Consider the following 15,874-nt stretch of genomic DNA (forward strand, 5'->3'; position numbering starts at 1 on the left):
GGCATAAATTTTGTATAAAAACAATTAATCTTAGTTGACATTGTATGAGTCAAAATGTTACTATAATCAAGGTTGCTCCTGAACGATGCTTTGGAGGATATTTATATGTCTTATCAAAAAGTATCAACTGCTGAAAATGTAGTCGTTGGTCATAAACGCACATTGGAGGCAATCAAAAATGGTACAGTTAAAGAAGTTGTCATCGCAGAGGATGCTGACATGCGGTTAACCCATGCTATCATTCGTGTTGCAATGCAATATAACGTGCCCATAACAAAAGTTGAATCAGTTCGTAAGCTTGGTAAAGCTTCGGGGATTCAAGTGGGAGCTTCAGCAATAGGAATAATAAGTTAAAACTGTTTTTGTGAGGAGAGAGCATTTGCTCTTCCTTGCAAAAACTTTGTTTTCAACTAATAATGAACCACCTGGATATGTGGTCATACAAACATGCGAAGGGAGGATAATCAAATGCCTACTATTAACCAATTAGTGAGAAATGGTCGTACTGATAAAGTATGGAAATCTAAATCACCTGCGTTAAACAAAGGTTTTAACTCTTTAAAGAAAAAATCAACTGATATCTCTGCACCTCAAAAACGTGGTGTATGTACTCGTGTTGGTACAATGACTCCAAAGAAACCTAACTCAGCGTTACGTAAATACGCTCGTGTACGTTTAACAAACGGTATCGAGGTTACAGCTTACATCCCAGGTATCGGTCATAACCTACAAGAGCATAGCGTAGTATTAATTCGCGGTGGTCGTGTAAAGGATTTACCGGGGGTACGTTACCACATCGTTCGTGGTGCGCTTGACACAGCTGGTGTTGACAAACGTATGCAAGGACGTTCTAAATATGGTACTAAGAGACCAAAACCTGCTAAAAAATAATAACTTTAAAATGAAAGGAGGAACTCAATATGCCTCGTAAAGGACCTGTTGCGAAACGTGACGTGTTACCAGATCCAATGTACAATTCGAAGCTAGTAACACGCCTTATCAACAAAATGATGGTTGACGGTAAAAAAGGTAAATCTCAAACAATTCTTTATAATGCGTTCGATATCGTAAACGAACGTACTGGTAAAGAGCCAATGGAAGTATTCGAGCAAGCTCTTAAGAACATCATGCCTGTTCTTGAAGTACGCGCTCGTCGTGTTGGTGGTGCTAACTACCAAGTTCCAGTTGAGGTTCGTCCAGAACGCCGTACAACTTTAGGTCTTCGTTGGTTAGTAAACTACGCTCGTCTTCGTGGTGAAAAAACTATGGAAGAGCGTCTTGCTAACGAAATCTTAGATGCAGCTAACAACGCTGGTGCATCTGTTAAGAAACGTGAAGACACTCATAAAATGGCAGAAGCTAACAAAGCATTTGCTCATTACCGTTGGTAGGATTCAACGTAAAATAAATGTAAGCATAAACCGCTTTATTTGTCGCTTATGGAAGTGTGGAGAGGGAGAATGCCTCTCCCTTTCATCGGGCGCTCGTTTTACATAATGAGAGTACTGGACATACTGACATGTGTAACAATATAAAGTGGCTTTTTTGCTACTTAAAATAAAAAAATCCAATCCATATATGGAAGGAGCAAGACACCAAATGGCAAGAGAGTTCTCTTTAGAAAACACTCGTAATATTGGTATCATGGCTCACATCGATGCTGGTAAAACAACAGCAACTGAGCGTATTCTGTACTACACAGGACGTATTCATAAAATCGGTGAAACTCACGAAGGTGCATCTCAGATGGACTGGATGGAGCAAGAGCAAGAGCGTGGTATCACAATTACTTCTGCTGCAACTACAGCACAATGGAAAGGTCATCGTGTAAACATCATTGATACTCCAGGACACGTAGATTTCACAGTAGAAGTAGAACGTTCTTTACGCGTACTTGATGGCGCTGTAGCAGTACTTGATGCGCAATCTGGTGTAGAACCACAAACAGAAACTGTTTGGCGTCAGGCTACTACTTACGGCGTACCTCGTATCGTATTCGTTAACAAAATGGATAAGATCGGTGCAGATTTCTTATACTCTGTAGGAACAATCCACGATCGTTTACAAGCAAACGCACATCCAATTCAGTTACCAATCGGTGCTGAAGATGAGTTCAATGGTATCATTGACCTTGTTGAAGAGTGTGCTTACATGTACGGTAACGATTTAGGAACAGACATTCAACGTGTTGAAATTCCTGAAGAGCACAAAGAATTAGCTGAAGAATACCGTGGAAAACTTATTGAAGCGGTAGCTGAGCTTGATGAAGAAATGATGATGAAGTACCTAGAAGGTGAAGAAATCACTGTAGAAGAGCTTAAAGCTGGTATCCGTAAGGCTACAACTTCTGTAGAATTCTTCCCAGTAATCTGTGGTTCTGCATTCAAAAACAAAGGTGTTCAAATTCTGTTAGACGCAGTTATCGACTACCTTCCATCTCCACTAGATGTACCTGCTATTAAAGGTACTCTACCGGATACAGATGAAGAAGTAGAACGTAAGTCTAGCGATGAAGAACCATTCGCAGCTTTAGCATTCAAAATCATGACTGACCCTTATGTTGGTAAGTTAACGTTCTTCCGTGTGTACTCTGGTGTGTTAAACTCTGGATCATACGTGAAAAACTCAACTAAAGGTAAGCGTGAGCGTGTAGGTCGTATCCTACAAATGCACGCTAACAGCCGTGAAGAGATTTCAACAGTTTACGCTGGTGATATCGCTGCTGCTGTAGGTTTAAAAGATACTACTACTGGTGATACTCTTTGTGACGAGAAGAGCCTTGTTATCCTTGAGTCTATGGAATTCCCAGAGCCAGTTATCTCTGTAGCTATCGAACCAAAATCTAAAGCTGACCAAGATAAAATGGGTACAGCATTATCTAAGCTTTCTGAAGAAGATCCAACATTCCGTGCTCACACTGACCAAGAAACTGGCCAAACTATCATCGCTGGTATGGGTGAACTTCACCTTGATATCATCGTTGACCGTATGCGTCGTGAATTCAAAGTGGAAGCAAACGTTGGTGCTCCTCAGGTAGCATACCGTGAGACTTTCCGCGCTGCTGCGAAAGTTGAAGGTAAGTTCGCTCGTCAATCTGGTGGTCGTGGACAATTCGGTCACGTTTGGATTGAGTTTGAACCTAACGAAGAAGGTAAAGGATTCGAATTCGAAAACAAGATCGTCGGTGGTGTAGTTCCTCGTGAATACATCCCAGCTGTTGGAGCAGGTCTTGAAGATGCACTTAAAAATGGTGTACTAGCTGGTTATCCACTAGTTGACATTAAAGCTGCATTAGTTGACGGATCTTACCATGATGTCGATTCATCTGAGATGGCGTTCAAAATCGCTGCATCTATGGCACTTAAAGCTGCGGTTTCTAAATGTAGCCCAGTAATTCTTGAGCCAATGATGAAAGTTGAAGTTGTAATTCCTGAAGAGTACATGGGTGACATTATGGGTGACGTAACATCTCGTCGTGGACGTGTAGAAGGTATGGAAGCTCGCGGTAACGCACAAGTTGTTCGCGCTATGGTTCCACTTTCTGAAATGTTCGGTTATGCAACGTCATTACGTTCTAACACTCAAGGACGCGGAACATTCTCTATGGTGTTTGACCACTATGAAGAAGTACCAAAGTCTGTTTCTGAAGAAATTATCAAAAAAAATAAAGGTGAATAATTGATTTTTATCGATTGTTCAAGTATAACTACTTATGTAAGCTTAGAAAGTGGGACGTAAGTTTCACTTTCTAGTCTAAATATAAAATAACCTATATAAACTAAGGAGGAATTTAGAATGGCTAAAGCTAAATTCGAACGTTCTAAACCCCATGTTAACATCGGTACAATCGGCCACGTTGACCATGGTAAAACTACATTAACTGCTGCGATCACTACAGTTCTTGCAAAAGCTGGTGGTGCTGAAGCACGCGGATACGATCAAATCGATGCTGCTCCAGAAGAAAGAGAGCGCGGTATCACAATCTCAACTGCACACGTTGAGTACGAAACTGAAACTCGTCACTATGCACACGTTGACTGCCCAGGTCACGCTGACTATGTTAAAAACATGATCACTGGTGCTGCTCAAATGGACGGCGGTATCTTAGTAGTATCTGCTGCTGATGGCCCAATGCCTCAAACACGTGAGCACATCCTTCTTTCTCGTCAAGTAGGTGTTCCTTACATCGTTGTATTCTTAAACAAATGCGACATGGTAGATGACGAAGAATTATTAGAATTAGTAGAAATGGAAGTTCGCGACCTATTATCTGAATACGGATTCCCAGGCGACGACATTCCTGTAATCAAAGGTTCTGCTCTTAAAGCTCTTCAAGGAGAAGCTGATTGGGAAGCAAAAATCATTGAATTAATGGCTGAAGTTGATGCTTACATCCCAACTCCAGAACGTGAAACTGACAAACCATTCTTAATGCCTGTAGAGGACGTATTCTCTATCACAGGTCGTGGTACAGTTGCTACTGGTCGTGTTGAGCGCGGTATCGTTAAAGTTGGTGACGTAGTAGAAATCATCGGTCTTGCTGAAGAAAATGCTTCTACAACTGTAACTGGTGTAGAGATGTTCCGTAAACTTCTTGACCAAGCTCAAGCTGGAGACAACATCGGTGCTTTACTTCGTGGGGTTGCTCGTGAAGACATCCAACGTGGACAAGTACTTGCAAAAAGCGGTTCTGTAAAAGCTCACGCTAAATTCAAAGCTGAAGTTTTCGTATTATCTAAAGAAGAAGGTGGACGTCACACTCCATTCTTCGCTAACTACCGTCCTCAGTTCTACTTCCGTACAACTGACGTAACTGGTATCATCCAATTACCAGAAGGTACTGAAATGGTAATGCCTGGTGACAACATCGAAATGACTATCGAACTTATCGCTCCAATCGCTATCGAAGAGGGAACTAAATTCTCTATTCGTGAAGGTGGACGTACAGTAGGTTACGGTGTAGTTGCTACTATCGTTGAGTAATCTTAACTGATATAAAAAAACCTAGGGGATTTTCCCTTAGGTTTTTTGTTTGCGTTTATATAAGGGAGAAGAGAGTGTTTTTTTGTTTTGACGAGTTTCTTCTATAGTAATATAAAAACAACAAAAGATAATCCAGAAACTGTAAAATGAATTCTGTTAGATGAAAACTTGAAATTCTTTAAAGTGCCATGTATAATAGCAAAAGTAGAGAAAAGCAGATGCAAACAAAAAGATGCTTGCATCTAGACGAATAACATTGTATAATAGACAATGTTGGTCTTTGACTGCGATGAAGTGGAAGGTTGCTGACACACCCGGCCGCTTTGCCATGGCATGGTGTGGGGAAATTTCCATGGAGAAGGTCTATTTTAGAAATAGGCGAACGAAGGAGGGAAAATAATGGCAAAAGAAAAAATTCGTATCCGTTTAAAAGCTTACGATCACCGTATTCTTGATCAGTCAGCTGAGAAAATTGTAGAAACAGCTAAGCGTTCTGGGGCAACAGTTTCTGGTCCGATCCCATTACCAACTGAAAAAACTGTTTACACAATTCTTCGTGCTGTTCATAAGTACAAAGATTCTCGTGAGCAATTCGAAATGCGCACGCACAAACGTCTAATCGACATCGTGAGTCCTACTCCACAAACAGTAGATTCATTAATGCGTTTAGATTTACCATCTGGTGTAGATATCGAAATCAAACTATAATTTATATAACTTAAAAATGTAGGAGGTGTAACTCATGACCAAAGGAATCTTAGGAAGAAAGATCGGTATGACTCAAGTATTTGCTGAGAACGGTGAGTTAATCCCAGTAACAGTTATCGCTGCTAATCCAAACGTTGTTCTTCAAAAGAAAACAACTGAAACTGATGGCTACAATGCAATCCAGTTAGGATTTGAAGATAAACGTGAAAAGTTAACTAACAAACCTGAACAAGGCCACACTGCTAAAGCATCTACAACTCCTAAGCGCTTCATTCGCGAAATCCGCGATGCAGACGTGGACGGATTAGAGGTTGGTCAAGAGGTAAAAGTTGACGTATTCGCTACAGGTGAAATCGTTGATGTAACAGGAATTTCTAAAGGTAAAGGTTTCCAAGGTGTTATCAAACGCCACGGACAATCTCGCGGACCTATGTCTCATGGTTCTCGCTATCACCGTCGTCCAGGTTCAATGGGCCCAGTTGCTCCGAACCGTGTATTCAAAGGCAAAAAACTTGCTGGACGTATGGGTGGAGACCAAGTTACTATCCAAAACTTAGAAATCGTTCAAGTTGACACTGAGCGCAACTTATTACTAGTAAAAGGTAACGTTCCAGGTGCTAAGAAATCTCTTGTAGTTGTTCAAGGCGCTGTGAAGGTTAGCAAATAATTCACAATAGGAAGGAGGAATTCCAATGCCAAAAGTTACTGTATATAACCAAACTGGTTCACAGGTTGGTGAAATCGAATTAGCTGAAGCTATTTTCGGTATCGAACCAAATGAAGCTGTACTTTTCGAAGCTGTAATGATGCAACGTGCATCTTTACGTCAAGGTACACACAAAGTAAAAACTCGCTCTGAAGTTCGCGGTGGTGGTCGTAAACCATGGCGTCAAAAAGGAACTGGACGTGCTCGTCAAGGGTCTATCCGCTCTCCTCAATGGCGTGGTGGTGGTACGGTATTCGGACCTACACCAAGAAGCTATGCGTACAAACTTCCTAAGAAAGTTCGTCGTTTAGCAATCAAATCTGCATTAGCTACTAAAGTAGTTGAGAACAACATTGTAGTTCTTGAAGACCTAGTGTTAAATGCACCAAAAACAAAAGATATGCTAGCAGTACTTAAAGGATTAACTGTTGAGAAGAAAGCTCTTATCGTAACTGCTGATGCAAACGAATCTGTAGAGTTATCTGCTCGCAATATCCCTGGAGTAACAGTAATCACTGCTGATGGCGTAAACGTTTTAGACGTGCTTCATCATGATAAGCTAATCATGACAAAAGCGGCAGTGGAAAAAGTAGAGGAGGTGCTTGCATAATGAGAGATCCTCGTGATATCATTAAGCGCCCAGTTATCACTGAACGTTCTATGGAAATGATGGCTGAAAAAAAATACACGTTCGATGTGGACGTTAAATCTAATAAAACAGAAGTTAAAGATGCTCTTGAAGCGATCTTTGGTGTTAAAGTAGAAAAAGTGAACATCATGAACTACAAGCCGAAAGCAAAACGCGTTGGTCGTCACGCTGGTTTTACTAGCCGTCGTCGTAAAGCAATCGTTAAGCTAACTGCTGACAGCAAAGAAATCGAAATCTTCCAAGGCGTTTAATTCTTACTAAAGAAGGAGGGAAATTGAGATGGGAATCAAAAAGTATAATCCAACTACTAACGGTCGTCGTAATATGACTACGAATGATTTCGCTGAAATCACGACTGATAGACCCGAAAAGTCATTACTTGCTCCTTTAAGCAAGAAGGCTGGTCGTAATAACCAAGGTAAAATCACTGTACGTCATCAAGGTGGCGGACATAAGCGTCAATACCGTATCATCGACTTTAAGCGTAACAAAGATGGAATTCCAGGACGCGTTGCTACGATCGAATACGATCCAAACCGCTCTGCGAATATCGCATTAATTAACTACGTTGACGGTGAAAAACGTTACATTCTTGCTCCTAAATCTTTAGAAGTAGGTATGGAAGTTATGTCTGGCCCAGAAGCTGACATTAAAATCGGTAACGCATTACCATTAATCAACATTCCAGTAGGTACTGTTGTTCATAACATCGAGCTTAAGCCTGGTCGTGGCGGACAATTAGTTCGTTCTGCTGGTACATCTGCTCAAGTACTTGGTAAAGAAGGTAAATACGTACTTGTACGTTTAACTTCTGGTGAAGTACGTCTTGTATTATCTGCTTGTCGCGCTTCAATCGGTCAAGTAGGTAACGAACAACACGAACTTATCAAAATCGGTAAAGCAGGTCGCTCTCGCTGGTTAGGTAAACGCCCAACAGTTCGTGGTTCTGTAATGAACCCGGTTGATCACCCACACGGTGGTGGTGAAGGACGTTCTCCAATCGGACGTAAGTCTCCAATGTCTCCATGGGGTAAACCAACTCTTGGATTCAAGACTCGTAAGAAAAACAAAGCGTCTGACAAATTCATCGTTCGTCGTCGTAAAAAATAATGGGATTGTAGTACGGTTCATTTCTAGAACCGTACGCCAATCACGAAGGGAGGCACCAAAATGGCTCGTAGCTTAAAAAAAGGACCATTTGTCGATGATCACTTAATGAGCAAAATGGAAAAATTAGTTGCATCTGAGCAAAAACAAGTTGTTAAAACTTGGTCTCGCCGTTCAACAATCTTCCCTCAGTTCATCGGACACACAATCGCTGTATATGATGGTCGTAAACACGTACCTGTGTACATCACTGAGGATATGGTTGGCCATAAGTTAGGTGAATTCGCACCAACTCGTACGTACAAAGGTCACCTTGCTGACGATAAGAAAACTAGAAGATAATGAGAGGAGGCACTTCAATGCAAGCTAAAGCAGTAGCGAGAACAGTTCGTATTGCTCCTCGTAAAGTTCGTTTAGTAGTAGACTTAATCCGAGGTAAGCAAGTGGGTGAAGCGATTGCTATCCTTAACCACACACCAAAAACTGCTTCTCCAGTTGTAGAAAAAGTTTTAAAATCTGCAATCGCAAATGCAGAGCACAATTATGAGATGGACATTAACAACCTAGTTGTTGAAAAAGTTTTCGTTGACGAAGGTCCAACGTTAAAACGTTTCCGTCCACGTGCAATGGGTCGTGCAAGCCAAATTAACAAACGCACAAGCCACATCACAGTTGTGGTATCAGAAAAGAAGGAGGGATAATCGATGGGTCAAAAGGTTAATCCAATTGGTCTTCGTGTCGGCGTTATCCGTGACTGGGAATCTCGTTGGTTCGCTGAGAAAGATTACGCTACATTATTACATGAAGACATCAAAATCCGTGAGTACATTAATGTACGCTTAAAAGATTCTGCTGTTGCTAAAGTAGAAATCGAACGTGCAGCAAATCGTGTAAATGTTACAATTCACACTGCAAAACCTGGTATGGTAATTGGTAAAGGTGGTACTGAAGTTGAAGCACTTCGTAAAGCTCTTAACCAATTAACAGGCAAGCGTGTACACATCAACATTTTAGAAGTTAAGAGAGCTGATCTTAACGCTAAATTAGTAGGCGAAAACATCGCTCGTCAATTAGAAAACCGTGTATCATTCCGTCGTGCACAAAAGCAAGTTATTCAACGTGCTATGCGTGCAGGTGCTAAAGGTATTAAAACACAGGTTTCTGGTCGTCTTGGCGGAGCTGATATCGCTCGTGCAGAATCTTACAGTGAAGGAACTGTTCCACTTCATACACTTCGCGCTGATATTGACTATGCAGCAGTTGAAGCTGATACAACATACGGTAAATTAGGCGTAAAAGTATGGATCTACCGTGGAGAAGTCCTTCCTACAAAAAAGAAAGCTTCTGAGGAAGGAGGAAAATAATATGTTAATGCCAAAACGCGTAAAATATCGTAGAGAGCATCGTGGTAAAATGCGTGGTCGTGCTAAAGGTGGAACTGAAATTGCTTTCGGTGAATTCGGTTTACAAGCACAAGCTGCTTCATGGATTACAAACCGTCAAATCGAAGCTGCTCGTCGTGCAATGACTCGTTACATGAAACGTGGCGGTAAAGTATGGATTAAAATTTTCCCTTCTAAACCTTACACTGCAAAACCTCTAGAAGTACGTATGGGTTCCGGTAAAGGGGCACCAGAAGGCTGGGTAGCAGTAGTAAAACCTGGGAAAATTATGTTCGAAATCGCGGGTGTATCTGAAGAGGTAGCACGCGAAGCATTACGTCTTGCAGCTCACAAGTTACCTGTGAAATGTAAATTCGTAAAACGTGAAGAAAATGGTGGTGAATCTAATGAAAACTAATGATATTCGTGAATTAACCACTGCCGAAATCGAAACAAAAGTTAAAGCTTTAAAGGAAGAGTTGTTTAATCTTCGCTTCCAACTTGCTACAGGACAATTAGAGAATCCAACTCGCATTCGTGAAGTGCGTAAAGCAATTGCTCGTATGAAAACTGTAGTTCGTGAAAGAGAGATCGGAATTAATCGATAAATTGAGGGGAGGTTTGCATAGTGAGCGAACGTAACCAACGCAAAGTTTATACTGGTCGTGTAGTGTCTGACAAAATGGACAAAACGATTACAGTTTTAGTTGAAACTTACAAAACTCATTCCTTGTACGGAAAACGTGTTAAGTATTCTAAGAAGTACAAAGCCCATGATGAGCAAAACCAAGCGAAACTTGGCGATATCGTTAAAATCATGGAAACTCGCCCGCTTTCTGCTACTAAGCGTTTCCGTTTAGTTGAAATCGTTGAAGAAGCGGTTATTATCTAAATAGACGAATCGGAATTTTTAGTCCGAAGGGAGGTTTCATAACATGATCCAACAAGAATCTCGTTTGAAAGTTGCTGACAACTCTGGTGCACGTGAACTTTTAACAATTAAAGTATTAGGCGGCTCTGGTCGTAAATATGCTAACATTGGTGACATTATCGTTGCTACGGTAAAACAAGCAACACCAGGTGGCGTTGTTAAAAAAGGTGACGTTGTTAAAGCAGTAGTGGTACGTACGAAGAGCGGAGCTCGTCGTCCGGACGGTTCTTACATCAAATTTGATGAAAACGCAGCGGTTATCATTAAAGACGATAAGAGCCCACGTGGTACTCGTATCTTCGGACCAGTAGCTCGTGAATTACGTGATAGCAACTTCATGAAGATCGTTTCTTTAGCTCCAGAAGTTCTATAATTTAAGGTATTGCCTTGCTAAGGAGGTGCAGAATTAAGATGCATGTAAAAAAAGGTGATAAAGTACAGGTAATCACTGGTAAAGACAAAGGAAAACAAGGCGTTATCCTTGTGGCTTTCCCAAAGCAAAACCGTGTTATCGTTGAGGGTGTCAATATCGTTAAGAAGCACTCTAAGCCATCTCAATTAAATCCACAAGGTGGAATTATTACTAAAGAAGCACCTATTCACGTTTCTAACGTTATGATTTTAGATCCGAAAACAGGTGAACCTACTCGTGTAGGCTTCAAAGTAGAAGATGATAAAAAAGTTCGTATTGCAAAAAAATCTGGTGAATTATTAGATAAATAATTTTCTTAAGAAAGGAGGTCACTTCATTGAATCGCCTTAAAGAGAAGTTCCAAAAGGAAATTACTCCTGCTCTAGTGAGCAAGTTTAACTATAAATCTGTAATGCAGGTACCAAAAATCGAAAAGATCGTAATCAACACTGGTGTTGGTGACGCGGTATCTAACTCAAAAGCGTTAGACAACGCAGTAGAAGAATTAACACAAATCACAGGTCAAAAACCTGTTGTAACTCGTGCTAAAAAATCAATCGCTGGTTTCCGTCTTCGTGAAGGTATGCCAATCGGTGCGAAAGTAACTTTACGCGGCGAGCAAATGTATGAGTTCTTCGACAAATTAGTATCAGTTTCTTTACCACGTGTACGTGATTTCCGTGGTGTTTCTAAGAAATCATTCGATGGTCGTGGAAACTATACATTAGGTGTTAAAGAGCAACTTATTTTCCCTGAGATTGATTATGATAAAGTAAGCAAAGTCCGCGGTATGGACATCGTAATCGTTACTACAGCGAAAACTGATGAAGAAGCTCGTGAACTTTTAACACAATTCGGTATGCCATTCCAAAAATAATGGAAGCCAACGCTAAGTAGAGGAGGCGAAAACGTGGCTAAAAAATCTATGATAGCGAAACAAAAGCGTACTCCTAAGTTTAAAGTACAAGAGTATACACGTTGCGAACGCTGCGGTCGTCCGCATTCTGTATACCGCAAATTTAAACTTTGCCGTATTTGTTTCCGTGAACTTGCATATAAAGGTCAAATTCCTGGTGTTAAAAAAGCTAGTTGGTAAAACCCACAAATGGGAAGGAGGTAAAACACATGGTGATGACAGATCCAATTGCAGACATGCTTACTCGCATCCGTAATGCGAACATGGTACGTCATGAGAAATTAGAGGTTCCTGCTTCTAAAATCAAAAAAGAGATCGCTGAACTTTTAAAACGTGAAGGTTTCATTCGTGATGTAGAATACATCGAGGATAACAAACAAGGTATCCTTCGTATTTTCCTGAAATATGGTGCAAACAATGAACGTGTAATCACTGGATTAAAACGTATCAGTAAACCTGGCTTACGCGTTTACGCTAAAGCTGACGAAGTACCACGTGTACTTAACGGATTAGGTATCGCTCTTGTTTCTACATCTAAGGGAGTAATGACAGACAAAGACGCTCGTCAATTACAAACTGGTGGAGAAGTAGTAGCATACGTTTGGTAATATATATTTAAAACGAACGGAGGTGTGACCACATGTCTCGTATTGGTAAAAAGATTCTTGAAATCCCTGCAGGTGTTACTATTACAGTTGCAGAAGACAATACTGTAACAGTAAAAGGCCCTAAAGGTGAATTAACTCGTACTTTCAATGCTGATATGCTTATCAAAATTGAAGAGAATACATTAACAGTTGAGCGTCCATCTGAACAGAAGGAACACCGTGCATTACACGGTACAACTCGTGCTTTAATCGGAAACATGGTTGAAGGTGTAACTGAAGGTTTCGCACGCGGACTTGAATTAGTCGGTGTTGGTTACCGTGCTCAAAAACAAGGTGATAAACTTGTATTAAGCGTAGGTTATTCTCATCCAGTAGAAATGACTCCGGAAGCAGGTCTTGAAGTTGAAGTACCTGCACCAACTAAGATCGTAATTAAAGGTATCGACAAGCAACGTGTTGGCGAATTCGCTGCTAACATCCGTGCTGTACGTGCTCCTGAGCCTTACAAAGGTAAAGGTATTCGTTACGAAGGCGAAGTTGTTCGTCGTAAAGAAGGTAAAACTGCTAAGTAAACCCGTTAGGTGAGAGAAAGGAGTGACAAGAATGATCACTAAAGCTGATAAAAATGCGACTCGTAAGAAAAGACATGCACGTGTACGTGCTAAACTTACTGGTACTGCAGAGCGTCCACGTTTAAACGTGTTCCGTTCTAACCAACATATTTACGCTCAAGTTATTGATGATGTGAATGGTGTAACGTTAGTAAGTGCATCTACTCTTGATAAAGACCTTGCTCTTAACGGTACTAGCAATATTGAAGCTGCTACGAAAGTTGGAGAATCAGTTGCTAAGCGTGCTGTAGAGAAAGGCGTTAAAGAAGTAGTATTTGATCGCGGTGGTTACTTATACCATGGCCGTGTTAAAGCTCTAGCTGAAGCTGCTCGTGAGGCTGGATTACAATTTTAATGGTCAAAGGAGGGAAAATTGATGCATCGCATTGACCCAAGTAAATTAGAACTTGAAGAACGTGTAGTTACGATAAATCGTGTCGCGAAAGTTGTTAAGGGTGGTCGTCGTTTCCGCTTTGCTGCACTAGTTGTAGTTGGCGATAAAAACGGTCATGTTGGATTCGGTACTGGTAAAGCACAAGAGGTACCAGACGCAATCCGTAAAGCTATCGAAGACGCTAAGAAAAACTTAATCGCTGTACCATTAGTTGGTACAACAATTCCACACACAATCAACGGTCATTTTGGCGCTGGTGAAGTATTCTTAAAACCTGCTGCTGAGGGTACTGGTGTTATTGCTGGTGGACCTGTTCGTGCGGTCCTTGAATTAGCTGGTGTACAAGATATTCTTTCGAAATCTCTTGGTTCTAACACACCAATCAACATGATTCGCGCTACTGTGAACGGATTAAGCGAACTTAAGCGCGCTGAAGATGTTGCAAAATTACGCGGTAAATCTGTAGAAGAGCTACTAGGTTAAGGAGGGAAAACAAATGGCGAAAAAGTTAGAAATTACCCTCACTCGTAGTGTAATTGGTCGTCCACAAGATCAACGTGCGACGGTAGAAGCTTTAGGTCTTAAAAAGTTGAATTCAACTGTAGTTAAGGAAGAAACTCCTGCTATTCTTGGTATGATCAACAAAGTTTCTCACCTTGTAACTGTAAAAGAAGCTTAAGGATAACTCATTAATATAAGGAGGTGCCTGGGAATGAAACTTCATGAATTAAAACCTGCAGAAGGTTCTCGTAAAGTACGTAACCGTGTCGGTCGTGGTATCGGTTCTGGTAACGGTAAAACTGCTGGTAAAGGTCATAAAGGACAAAACGCACGTTCTGGCGGCGGTGTTCGTCTTGGCTTCGAAGGTGGTCAAACTCCATTATTCCGTCGTTTACCAAAACGCGGCTTCACAAACATTAACCGTAAAGAGTTTGCTATTGTAAACTTATCAACGTTAAATCGTTTTGAAGATGGTACAGAAGTAACACCTGAATTATTGCTGGAAACTGGCGTTATCAGCAAGTTAAACGACGGTGTTAAAGTTCTTGCAAGCGGAGCAGTAGAGAAAAAACTAACTGTTAAAGCGCACAAGTTCTCTTCAAGTGCTAAAGAAGCAATTGAAGCAGCTGGCGGATCAGTTGAGGTGATCTAATGTTTCGTACAATCTCCAACTTTATGCGCGTTGCTGAGATAAGACGTAAAATATTATTCACTTTAGCGATGTTAATCGTATTCAGGATTGGCACGTTTATCCCCGTGCCATTTACAAATGGAGACGTACTGAAGGCACAAGATCAATTAAATGCTTTAGGTATTCTAAATACATTTGGCGGTGGAGCCTTGAAAAACTTCTCCATCTTTGCGATGGGAATCATGCCGTATATTACAGCATCCATCATCGTGCAATTATTGCAGATGGATGTTGTTCCTAAATTTTCGGAATGGTCGAAGCAAGGTGAAATGGGCCGTCGTAAATTAACGCAATTCACGCGTTACTTTACAATTGTTCTTGCGTTTATTCAGGGGTTTGGTATGTCAATCGGTTTTAACGGTATGGTAGGTGGACAATTAATTTTGAATCCAGGTTGGAGCACTTATTTATACATTGCTACGGTACTGACTGCTGGTACTGCATTTTTAATGTGGTTAGGTGAACAGATTACAGCTAAAGGTGTAGGTAATGGTATTTCCATCCTTATCTTTGGCGGTATTGCCGCAGCGATCCCAAGTGTTATATCTCAAGTGTATCAGCAACAGTTTCAAAATATCGGAGATCAATTGTTCATGAGTATCGTTAAAGTTGCATTGATTTTACTAGCTGTGCTAGCAGTTATTGTGGGTGTTATTTTCATTCAACAGGCTGTTAGAAAGATCCCAATTCAATATGCGAAGCGTGTAACAGGAGGAAATGGTGGTTATGCTGGAGCACAAAACACACATTTACCGCTTAAGGTAAATAGTGCTGGTGTTATTCCAGTAATTTTTGCTGTTTCATTCTTAATTACGCCTCCGACTATTGCACAGTTCTTCCCGAAACATGATGTATCGCAGTGGATTATTGCAAACTTTAACTATTCTCACCCAGTGGGAATGATCATATATGTTGCGCTCATTGTAGCCTTCACATATTTCTATGCATTTGTTCAGGTTAATCCAGAGCAAATGTCAGAGAATCTAAACAAGCAAGGTGGATATGTTCCAGGTATTCGTCCGGGTAAGAATACGGAACAATATCTAACAAAAATCTTGTATCGTTTGACCTTTGTAGGATCAATTTTCCTAGCAGCGATTGCAATCTTACCAGTTATCTTTACGAAATTGGGAAATCTTCCTCCATCTGCACAGATCGGTGGAACGAGTATGTTAATCGTTGTCGGCGTTGCTTTAGAAACAATGAAGCAGCTAGAAAGCCAACTGGTAAAACGCCATTACAAAGGGTTTATCAAGCAGTGAGTAAGTGGGAAGA

27 protein-coding genes are annotated in these 15,874 nt (G+C 40.9%); all 27 read left to right on the plus strand.

All coding sequences use genetic code 11. From position 1 onward, the window contains the following. Positions 1 to 105 precede the first annotated feature (105 nt). The gene (locus DN407_RS00645; RefSeq protein WP_000121837.1) at positions 106 to 354 is read left to right on the plus strand and encodes a 50S ribosomal protein L7ae-like protein; all 249 of its coding nucleotides are present in this window, start codon (positions 106 to 108) and stop codon (positions 352 to 354) included. Positions 355 to 468: 114 nt separating this feature from the next. Beyond that, positions 469 to 891 carry a 30S ribosomal protein S12 gene (gene rpsL, locus DN407_RS00650; protein ID WP_001142341.1) on the plus strand — a complete coding sequence of 141 codons (423 nt, stop codon included), beginning with the start codon at positions 469 to 471 and terminating at the stop codon, positions 889 to 891. A 29-nt stretch (positions 892 to 920) separates the two neighbouring features. Further along, complete coding sequence (gene rpsG / locus DN407_RS00655; protein WP_001137491.1) at positions 921 to 1,391, plus strand: 30S ribosomal protein S7; 471 nt, start codon at positions 921 to 923, stop codon at positions 1,389 to 1,391. 208 nt (positions 1,392 to 1,599) lie between these two features. Continuing rightward, the gene (gene fusA, locus DN407_RS00660) at positions 1,600 to 3,678 is read left to right on the plus strand and encodes an elongation factor G (RefSeq protein WP_000090370.1); all 2,079 of its coding nucleotides are present in this window, start codon (positions 1,600 to 1,602) and stop codon (positions 3,676 to 3,678) included. A 117-nt stretch (positions 3,679 to 3,795) separates the two neighbouring features. After that, positions 3,796 to 4,983 carry an elongation factor Tu gene (gene tuf, locus DN407_RS00665; RefSeq protein ID WP_001029614.1) on the plus strand — a complete coding sequence of 396 codons (1,188 nt, stop codon included), beginning with the start codon at positions 3,796 to 3,798 and terminating at the stop codon, positions 4,981 to 4,983. Between the two features lie 399 nt (positions 4,984 to 5,382). Then, positions 5,383 to 5,691 (plus strand): 30S ribosomal protein S10, encoded by a 309-nt coding sequence (gene rpsJ, locus DN407_RS00675; RefSeq protein ID WP_001040596.1) that lies wholly within the window; start codon positions 5,383 to 5,385, stop codon positions 5,689 to 5,691. A 34-nt stretch (positions 5,692 to 5,725) separates the two neighbouring features. After that, positions 5,726 to 6,358, plus strand: coding sequence for a 50S ribosomal protein L3 (gene rplC / locus DN407_RS00680; RefSeq protein ID WP_000160207.1), 633 nt, complete (start codon positions 5,726 to 5,728; stop codon positions 6,356 to 6,358). A 25-nt stretch (positions 6,359 to 6,383) separates the two neighbouring features. Further along, complete coding sequence (gene rplD / locus DN407_RS00685; protein WP_001127258.1) at positions 6,384 to 7,007, plus strand: 50S ribosomal protein L4; 624 nt, start codon at positions 6,384 to 6,386, stop codon at positions 7,005 to 7,007. Next, positions 7,007 to 7,297, plus strand: a complete 291-nt coding sequence (rplW, locus tag DN407_RS00690) for a 50S ribosomal protein L23 (RefSeq protein ID WP_001205558.1) — start codon at positions 7,007 to 7,009, stop codon at positions 7,295 to 7,297. Before rplD ends, rplW begins: the two co-directional genes overlap by 1 nt. Positions 7,298 to 7,325: 28 nt before the next feature. After that, positions 7,326 to 8,156, plus strand: coding sequence for a 50S ribosomal protein L2 (gene rplB, locus DN407_RS00695; protein WP_000511583.1), 831 nt, complete (start codon positions 7,326 to 7,328; stop codon positions 8,154 to 8,156). 60 nt (positions 8,157 to 8,216) lie between these two features. Continuing rightward, positions 8,217 to 8,495, plus strand: coding sequence for a 30S ribosomal protein S19 (rpsS, locus tag DN407_RS00700; RefSeq protein ID WP_000124454.1), 279 nt, complete (start codon positions 8,217 to 8,219; stop codon positions 8,493 to 8,495). Positions 8,496 to 8,512: 17 nt separating this feature from the next. Beyond that, positions 8,513 to 8,854 carry a 50S ribosomal protein L22 gene (gene rplV / locus DN407_RS00705; protein ID WP_001148024.1) on the plus strand — a complete coding sequence of 114 codons (342 nt, stop codon included), beginning with the start codon at positions 8,513 to 8,515 and terminating at the stop codon, positions 8,852 to 8,854. A 3-nt stretch (positions 8,855 to 8,857) separates the two neighbouring features. Continuing rightward, the gene (gene rpsC / locus DN407_RS00710) at positions 8,858 to 9,517 is read left to right on the plus strand and encodes a 30S ribosomal protein S3 (RefSeq protein WP_000529956.1); all 660 of its coding nucleotides are present in this window, start codon (positions 8,858 to 8,860) and stop codon (positions 9,515 to 9,517) included. Position 9,518: 1 nt separating this feature from the next. Then, positions 9,519 to 9,953 (plus strand): 50S ribosomal protein L16, encoded by a 435-nt coding sequence (gene rplP / locus DN407_RS00715; RefSeq protein ID WP_000928969.1) that lies wholly within the window; start codon positions 9,519 to 9,521, stop codon positions 9,951 to 9,953. Beyond that, positions 9,943 to 10,143, plus strand: a complete 201-nt coding sequence (gene rpmC, locus DN407_RS00720; RefSeq protein ID WP_000855718.1) for a 50S ribosomal protein L29 — start codon at positions 9,943 to 9,945, stop codon at positions 10,141 to 10,143. Before rplP ends, rpmC begins: the two co-directional genes overlap by 11 nt. A 20-nt stretch (positions 10,144 to 10,163) precedes the next feature. Next, on the plus strand, positions 10,164 to 10,427 hold the full coding sequence (gene rpsQ / locus DN407_RS00725) for a 30S ribosomal protein S17 (RefSeq protein WP_000004106.1): 264 nt from the start codon (positions 10,164 to 10,166) through the stop codon (positions 10,425 to 10,427). A gap of 43 nt (positions 10,428 to 10,470) precedes the next feature. Then, the gene (rplN, locus tag DN407_RS00730) at positions 10,471 to 10,839 is read left to right on the plus strand and encodes a 50S ribosomal protein L14 (protein WP_000615912.1); all 369 of its coding nucleotides are present in this window, start codon (positions 10,471 to 10,473) and stop codon (positions 10,837 to 10,839) included. 38 nt (positions 10,840 to 10,877) lie between these two features. Further along, complete coding sequence (rplX, locus tag DN407_RS00735; protein ID WP_149215929.1) at positions 10,878 to 11,189, plus strand: 50S ribosomal protein L24; 312 nt, start codon at positions 10,878 to 10,880, stop codon at positions 11,187 to 11,189. A gap of 26 nt (positions 11,190 to 11,215) precedes the next feature. Then, positions 11,216 to 11,755, plus strand: coding sequence for a 50S ribosomal protein L5 (rplE, locus tag DN407_RS00740; protein ID WP_001080831.1), 540 nt, complete (start codon positions 11,216 to 11,218; stop codon positions 11,753 to 11,755). Positions 11,756 to 11,788: 33 nt separating this feature from the next. Then, positions 11,789 to 11,974 (plus strand): 30S ribosomal protein S14, encoded by a 186-nt coding sequence (gene rpsN, locus DN407_RS00745; RefSeq protein WP_001085700.1) that lies wholly within the window; start codon positions 11,789 to 11,791, stop codon positions 11,972 to 11,974. A gap of 29 nt (positions 11,975 to 12,003) precedes the next feature. Beyond that, on the plus strand, positions 12,004 to 12,402 hold the full coding sequence (gene rpsH / locus DN407_RS00750; protein ID WP_000245511.1) for a 30S ribosomal protein S8: 399 nt from the start codon (positions 12,004 to 12,006) through the stop codon (positions 12,400 to 12,402). A 32-nt stretch (positions 12,403 to 12,434) separates the two neighbouring features. Continuing rightward, positions 12,435 to 12,974 (plus strand): 50S ribosomal protein L6, encoded by a 540-nt coding sequence (rplF, locus tag DN407_RS00755; RefSeq protein WP_000086558.1) that lies wholly within the window; start codon positions 12,435 to 12,437, stop codon positions 12,972 to 12,974. Between the two features lie 31 nt (positions 12,975 to 13,005). Continuing rightward, positions 13,006 to 13,368 carry a 50S ribosomal protein L18 gene (rplR, locus tag DN407_RS00760; protein WP_000628816.1) on the plus strand — a complete coding sequence of 121 codons (363 nt, stop codon included), beginning with the start codon at positions 13,006 to 13,008 and terminating at the stop codon, positions 13,366 to 13,368. A 21-nt stretch (positions 13,369 to 13,389) separates the two neighbouring features. Further along, positions 13,390 to 13,890 (plus strand): 30S ribosomal protein S5, encoded by a 501-nt coding sequence (rpsE, locus tag DN407_RS00765; protein ID WP_000554646.1) that lies wholly within the window; start codon positions 13,390 to 13,392, stop codon positions 13,888 to 13,890. Positions 13,891 to 13,903: 13 nt separating this feature from the next. Further along, complete coding sequence (gene rpmD, locus DN407_RS00770) at positions 13,904 to 14,086, plus strand: 50S ribosomal protein L30 (protein WP_001085234.1); 183 nt, start codon at positions 13,904 to 13,906, stop codon at positions 14,084 to 14,086. A 33-nt stretch (positions 14,087 to 14,119) separates the two neighbouring features. Continuing rightward, positions 14,120 to 14,560 carry a 50S ribosomal protein L15 gene (gene rplO, locus DN407_RS00775; RefSeq protein ID WP_000766081.1) on the plus strand — a complete coding sequence of 147 codons (441 nt, stop codon included), beginning with the start codon at positions 14,120 to 14,122 and terminating at the stop codon, positions 14,558 to 14,560. After that, entirely contained in the window at positions 14,560 to 15,861 is a 1,302-nt protein-coding gene (secY, locus tag DN407_RS00780; RefSeq protein WP_000490117.1) for a preprotein translocase subunit SecY, read from the plus strand. The genes rplO and secY overlap by 1 nt, the downstream gene beginning before the upstream one ends. Positions 15,862 to 15,874 lie beyond the last annotated feature (13 nt).

It is taken from the genome of Bacillus sp. JAS24-2 (assembly GCF_008274905.1).
GTDB classification, from domain to species: domain Bacteria; phylum Bacillota; class Bacilli; order Bacillales; family Bacillaceae_G; genus Bacillus_A; species Bacillus_A cereus.

Excerpts from the sequence above, each read along its gene's own strand:
- rpsH (WP_000245511.1), top strand. The coding sequence starts at position 12,004 with ATGGTGATGACAGATCCAATTGCAGACATGCTTACTCGCATCCGTAAT.
- rpsL (WP_001142341.1), top strand. The coding sequence starts at position 469 with ATGCCTACTATTAACCAATTAGTGAGAAATGGTCGTACTGATAAAGTA.
- rplF (WP_000086558.1), top strand. The coding sequence starts at position 12,435 with ATGTCTCGTATTGGTAAAAAGATTCTTGAAATCCCTGCAGGTGTTACT.
- rplR (WP_000628816.1), top strand. The coding sequence starts at position 13,006 with ATGATCACTAAAGCTGATAAAAATGCGACTCGTAAGAAAAGACATGCA.
- rplB (WP_000511583.1), top strand. The coding sequence starts at position 7,326 with ATGGGAATCAAAAAGTATAATCCAACTACTAACGGTCGTCGTAATATG.
- rplP (WP_000928969.1), top strand. The coding sequence starts at position 9,519 with ATGTTAATGCCAAAACGCGTAAAATATCGTAGAGAGCATCGTGGTAAA.
- rpsE (WP_000554646.1), top strand. The coding sequence starts at position 13,390 with ATGCATCGCATTGACCCAAGTAAATTAGAACTTGAAGAACGTGTAGTT.
- secY (WP_000490117.1), top strand. The coding sequence starts at position 14,560 with ATGTTTCGTACAATCTCCAACTTTATGCGCGTTGCTGAGATAAGACGT.
- rpmC (WP_000855718.1), top strand. The coding sequence starts at position 9,943 with ATGAAAACTAATGATATTCGTGAATTAACCACTGCCGAAATCGAAACA.
- rpsG (WP_001137491.1), top strand. The coding sequence starts at position 921 with ATGCCTCGTAAAGGACCTGTTGCGAAACGTGACGTGTTACCAGATCCA.
- rplW (WP_001205558.1), top strand. The coding sequence starts at position 7,007 with ATGAGAGATCCTCGTGATATCATTAAGCGCCCAGTTATCACTGAACGT.
- rplX (WP_149215929.1), top strand. The coding sequence starts at position 10,878 with ATGCATGTAAAAAAAGGTGATAAAGTACAGGTAATCACTGGTAAAGAC.
- rplC (WP_000160207.1), top strand. The coding sequence starts at position 5,726 with ATGACCAAAGGAATCTTAGGAAGAAAGATCGGTATGACTCAAGTATTT.
- rpsC (WP_000529956.1), top strand. The coding sequence starts at position 8,858 with ATGGGTCAAAAGGTTAATCCAATTGGTCTTCGTGTCGGCGTTATCCGT.
- rplN (WP_000615912.1), top strand. The coding sequence starts at position 10,471 with ATGATCCAACAAGAATCTCGTTTGAAAGTTGCTGACAACTCTGGTGCA.
- rplO (WP_000766081.1), top strand. The coding sequence starts at position 14,120 with ATGAAACTTCATGAATTAAAACCTGCAGAAGGTTCTCGTAAAGTACGT.
- rplD (WP_001127258.1), top strand. The coding sequence starts at position 6,384 with ATGCCAAAAGTTACTGTATATAACCAAACTGGTTCACAGGTTGGTGAA.
- rpsJ (WP_001040596.1), top strand. The coding sequence starts at position 5,383 with ATGGCAAAAGAAAAAATTCGTATCCGTTTAAAAGCTTACGATCACCGT.
- DN407_RS00645 (WP_000121837.1), top strand. The coding sequence starts at position 106 with ATGTCTTATCAAAAAGTATCAACTGCTGAAAATGTAGTCGTTGGTCAT.
- fusA (WP_000090370.1), top strand. The coding sequence starts at position 1,600 with ATGGCAAGAGAGTTCTCTTTAGAAAACACTCGTAATATTGGTATCATG.
- tuf (WP_001029614.1), top strand. The coding sequence starts at position 3,796 with ATGGCTAAAGCTAAATTCGAACGTTCTAAACCCCATGTTAACATCGGT.
- rplV (WP_001148024.1), top strand. The coding sequence starts at position 8,513 with ATGCAAGCTAAAGCAGTAGCGAGAACAGTTCGTATTGCTCCTCGTAAA.
- rpmD (WP_001085234.1), top strand. The coding sequence starts at position 13,904 with ATGGCGAAAAAGTTAGAAATTACCCTCACTCGTAGTGTAATTGGTCGT.
- rpsS (WP_000124454.1), top strand. The coding sequence starts at position 8,217 with ATGGCTCGTAGCTTAAAAAAAGGACCATTTGTCGATGATCACTTAATG.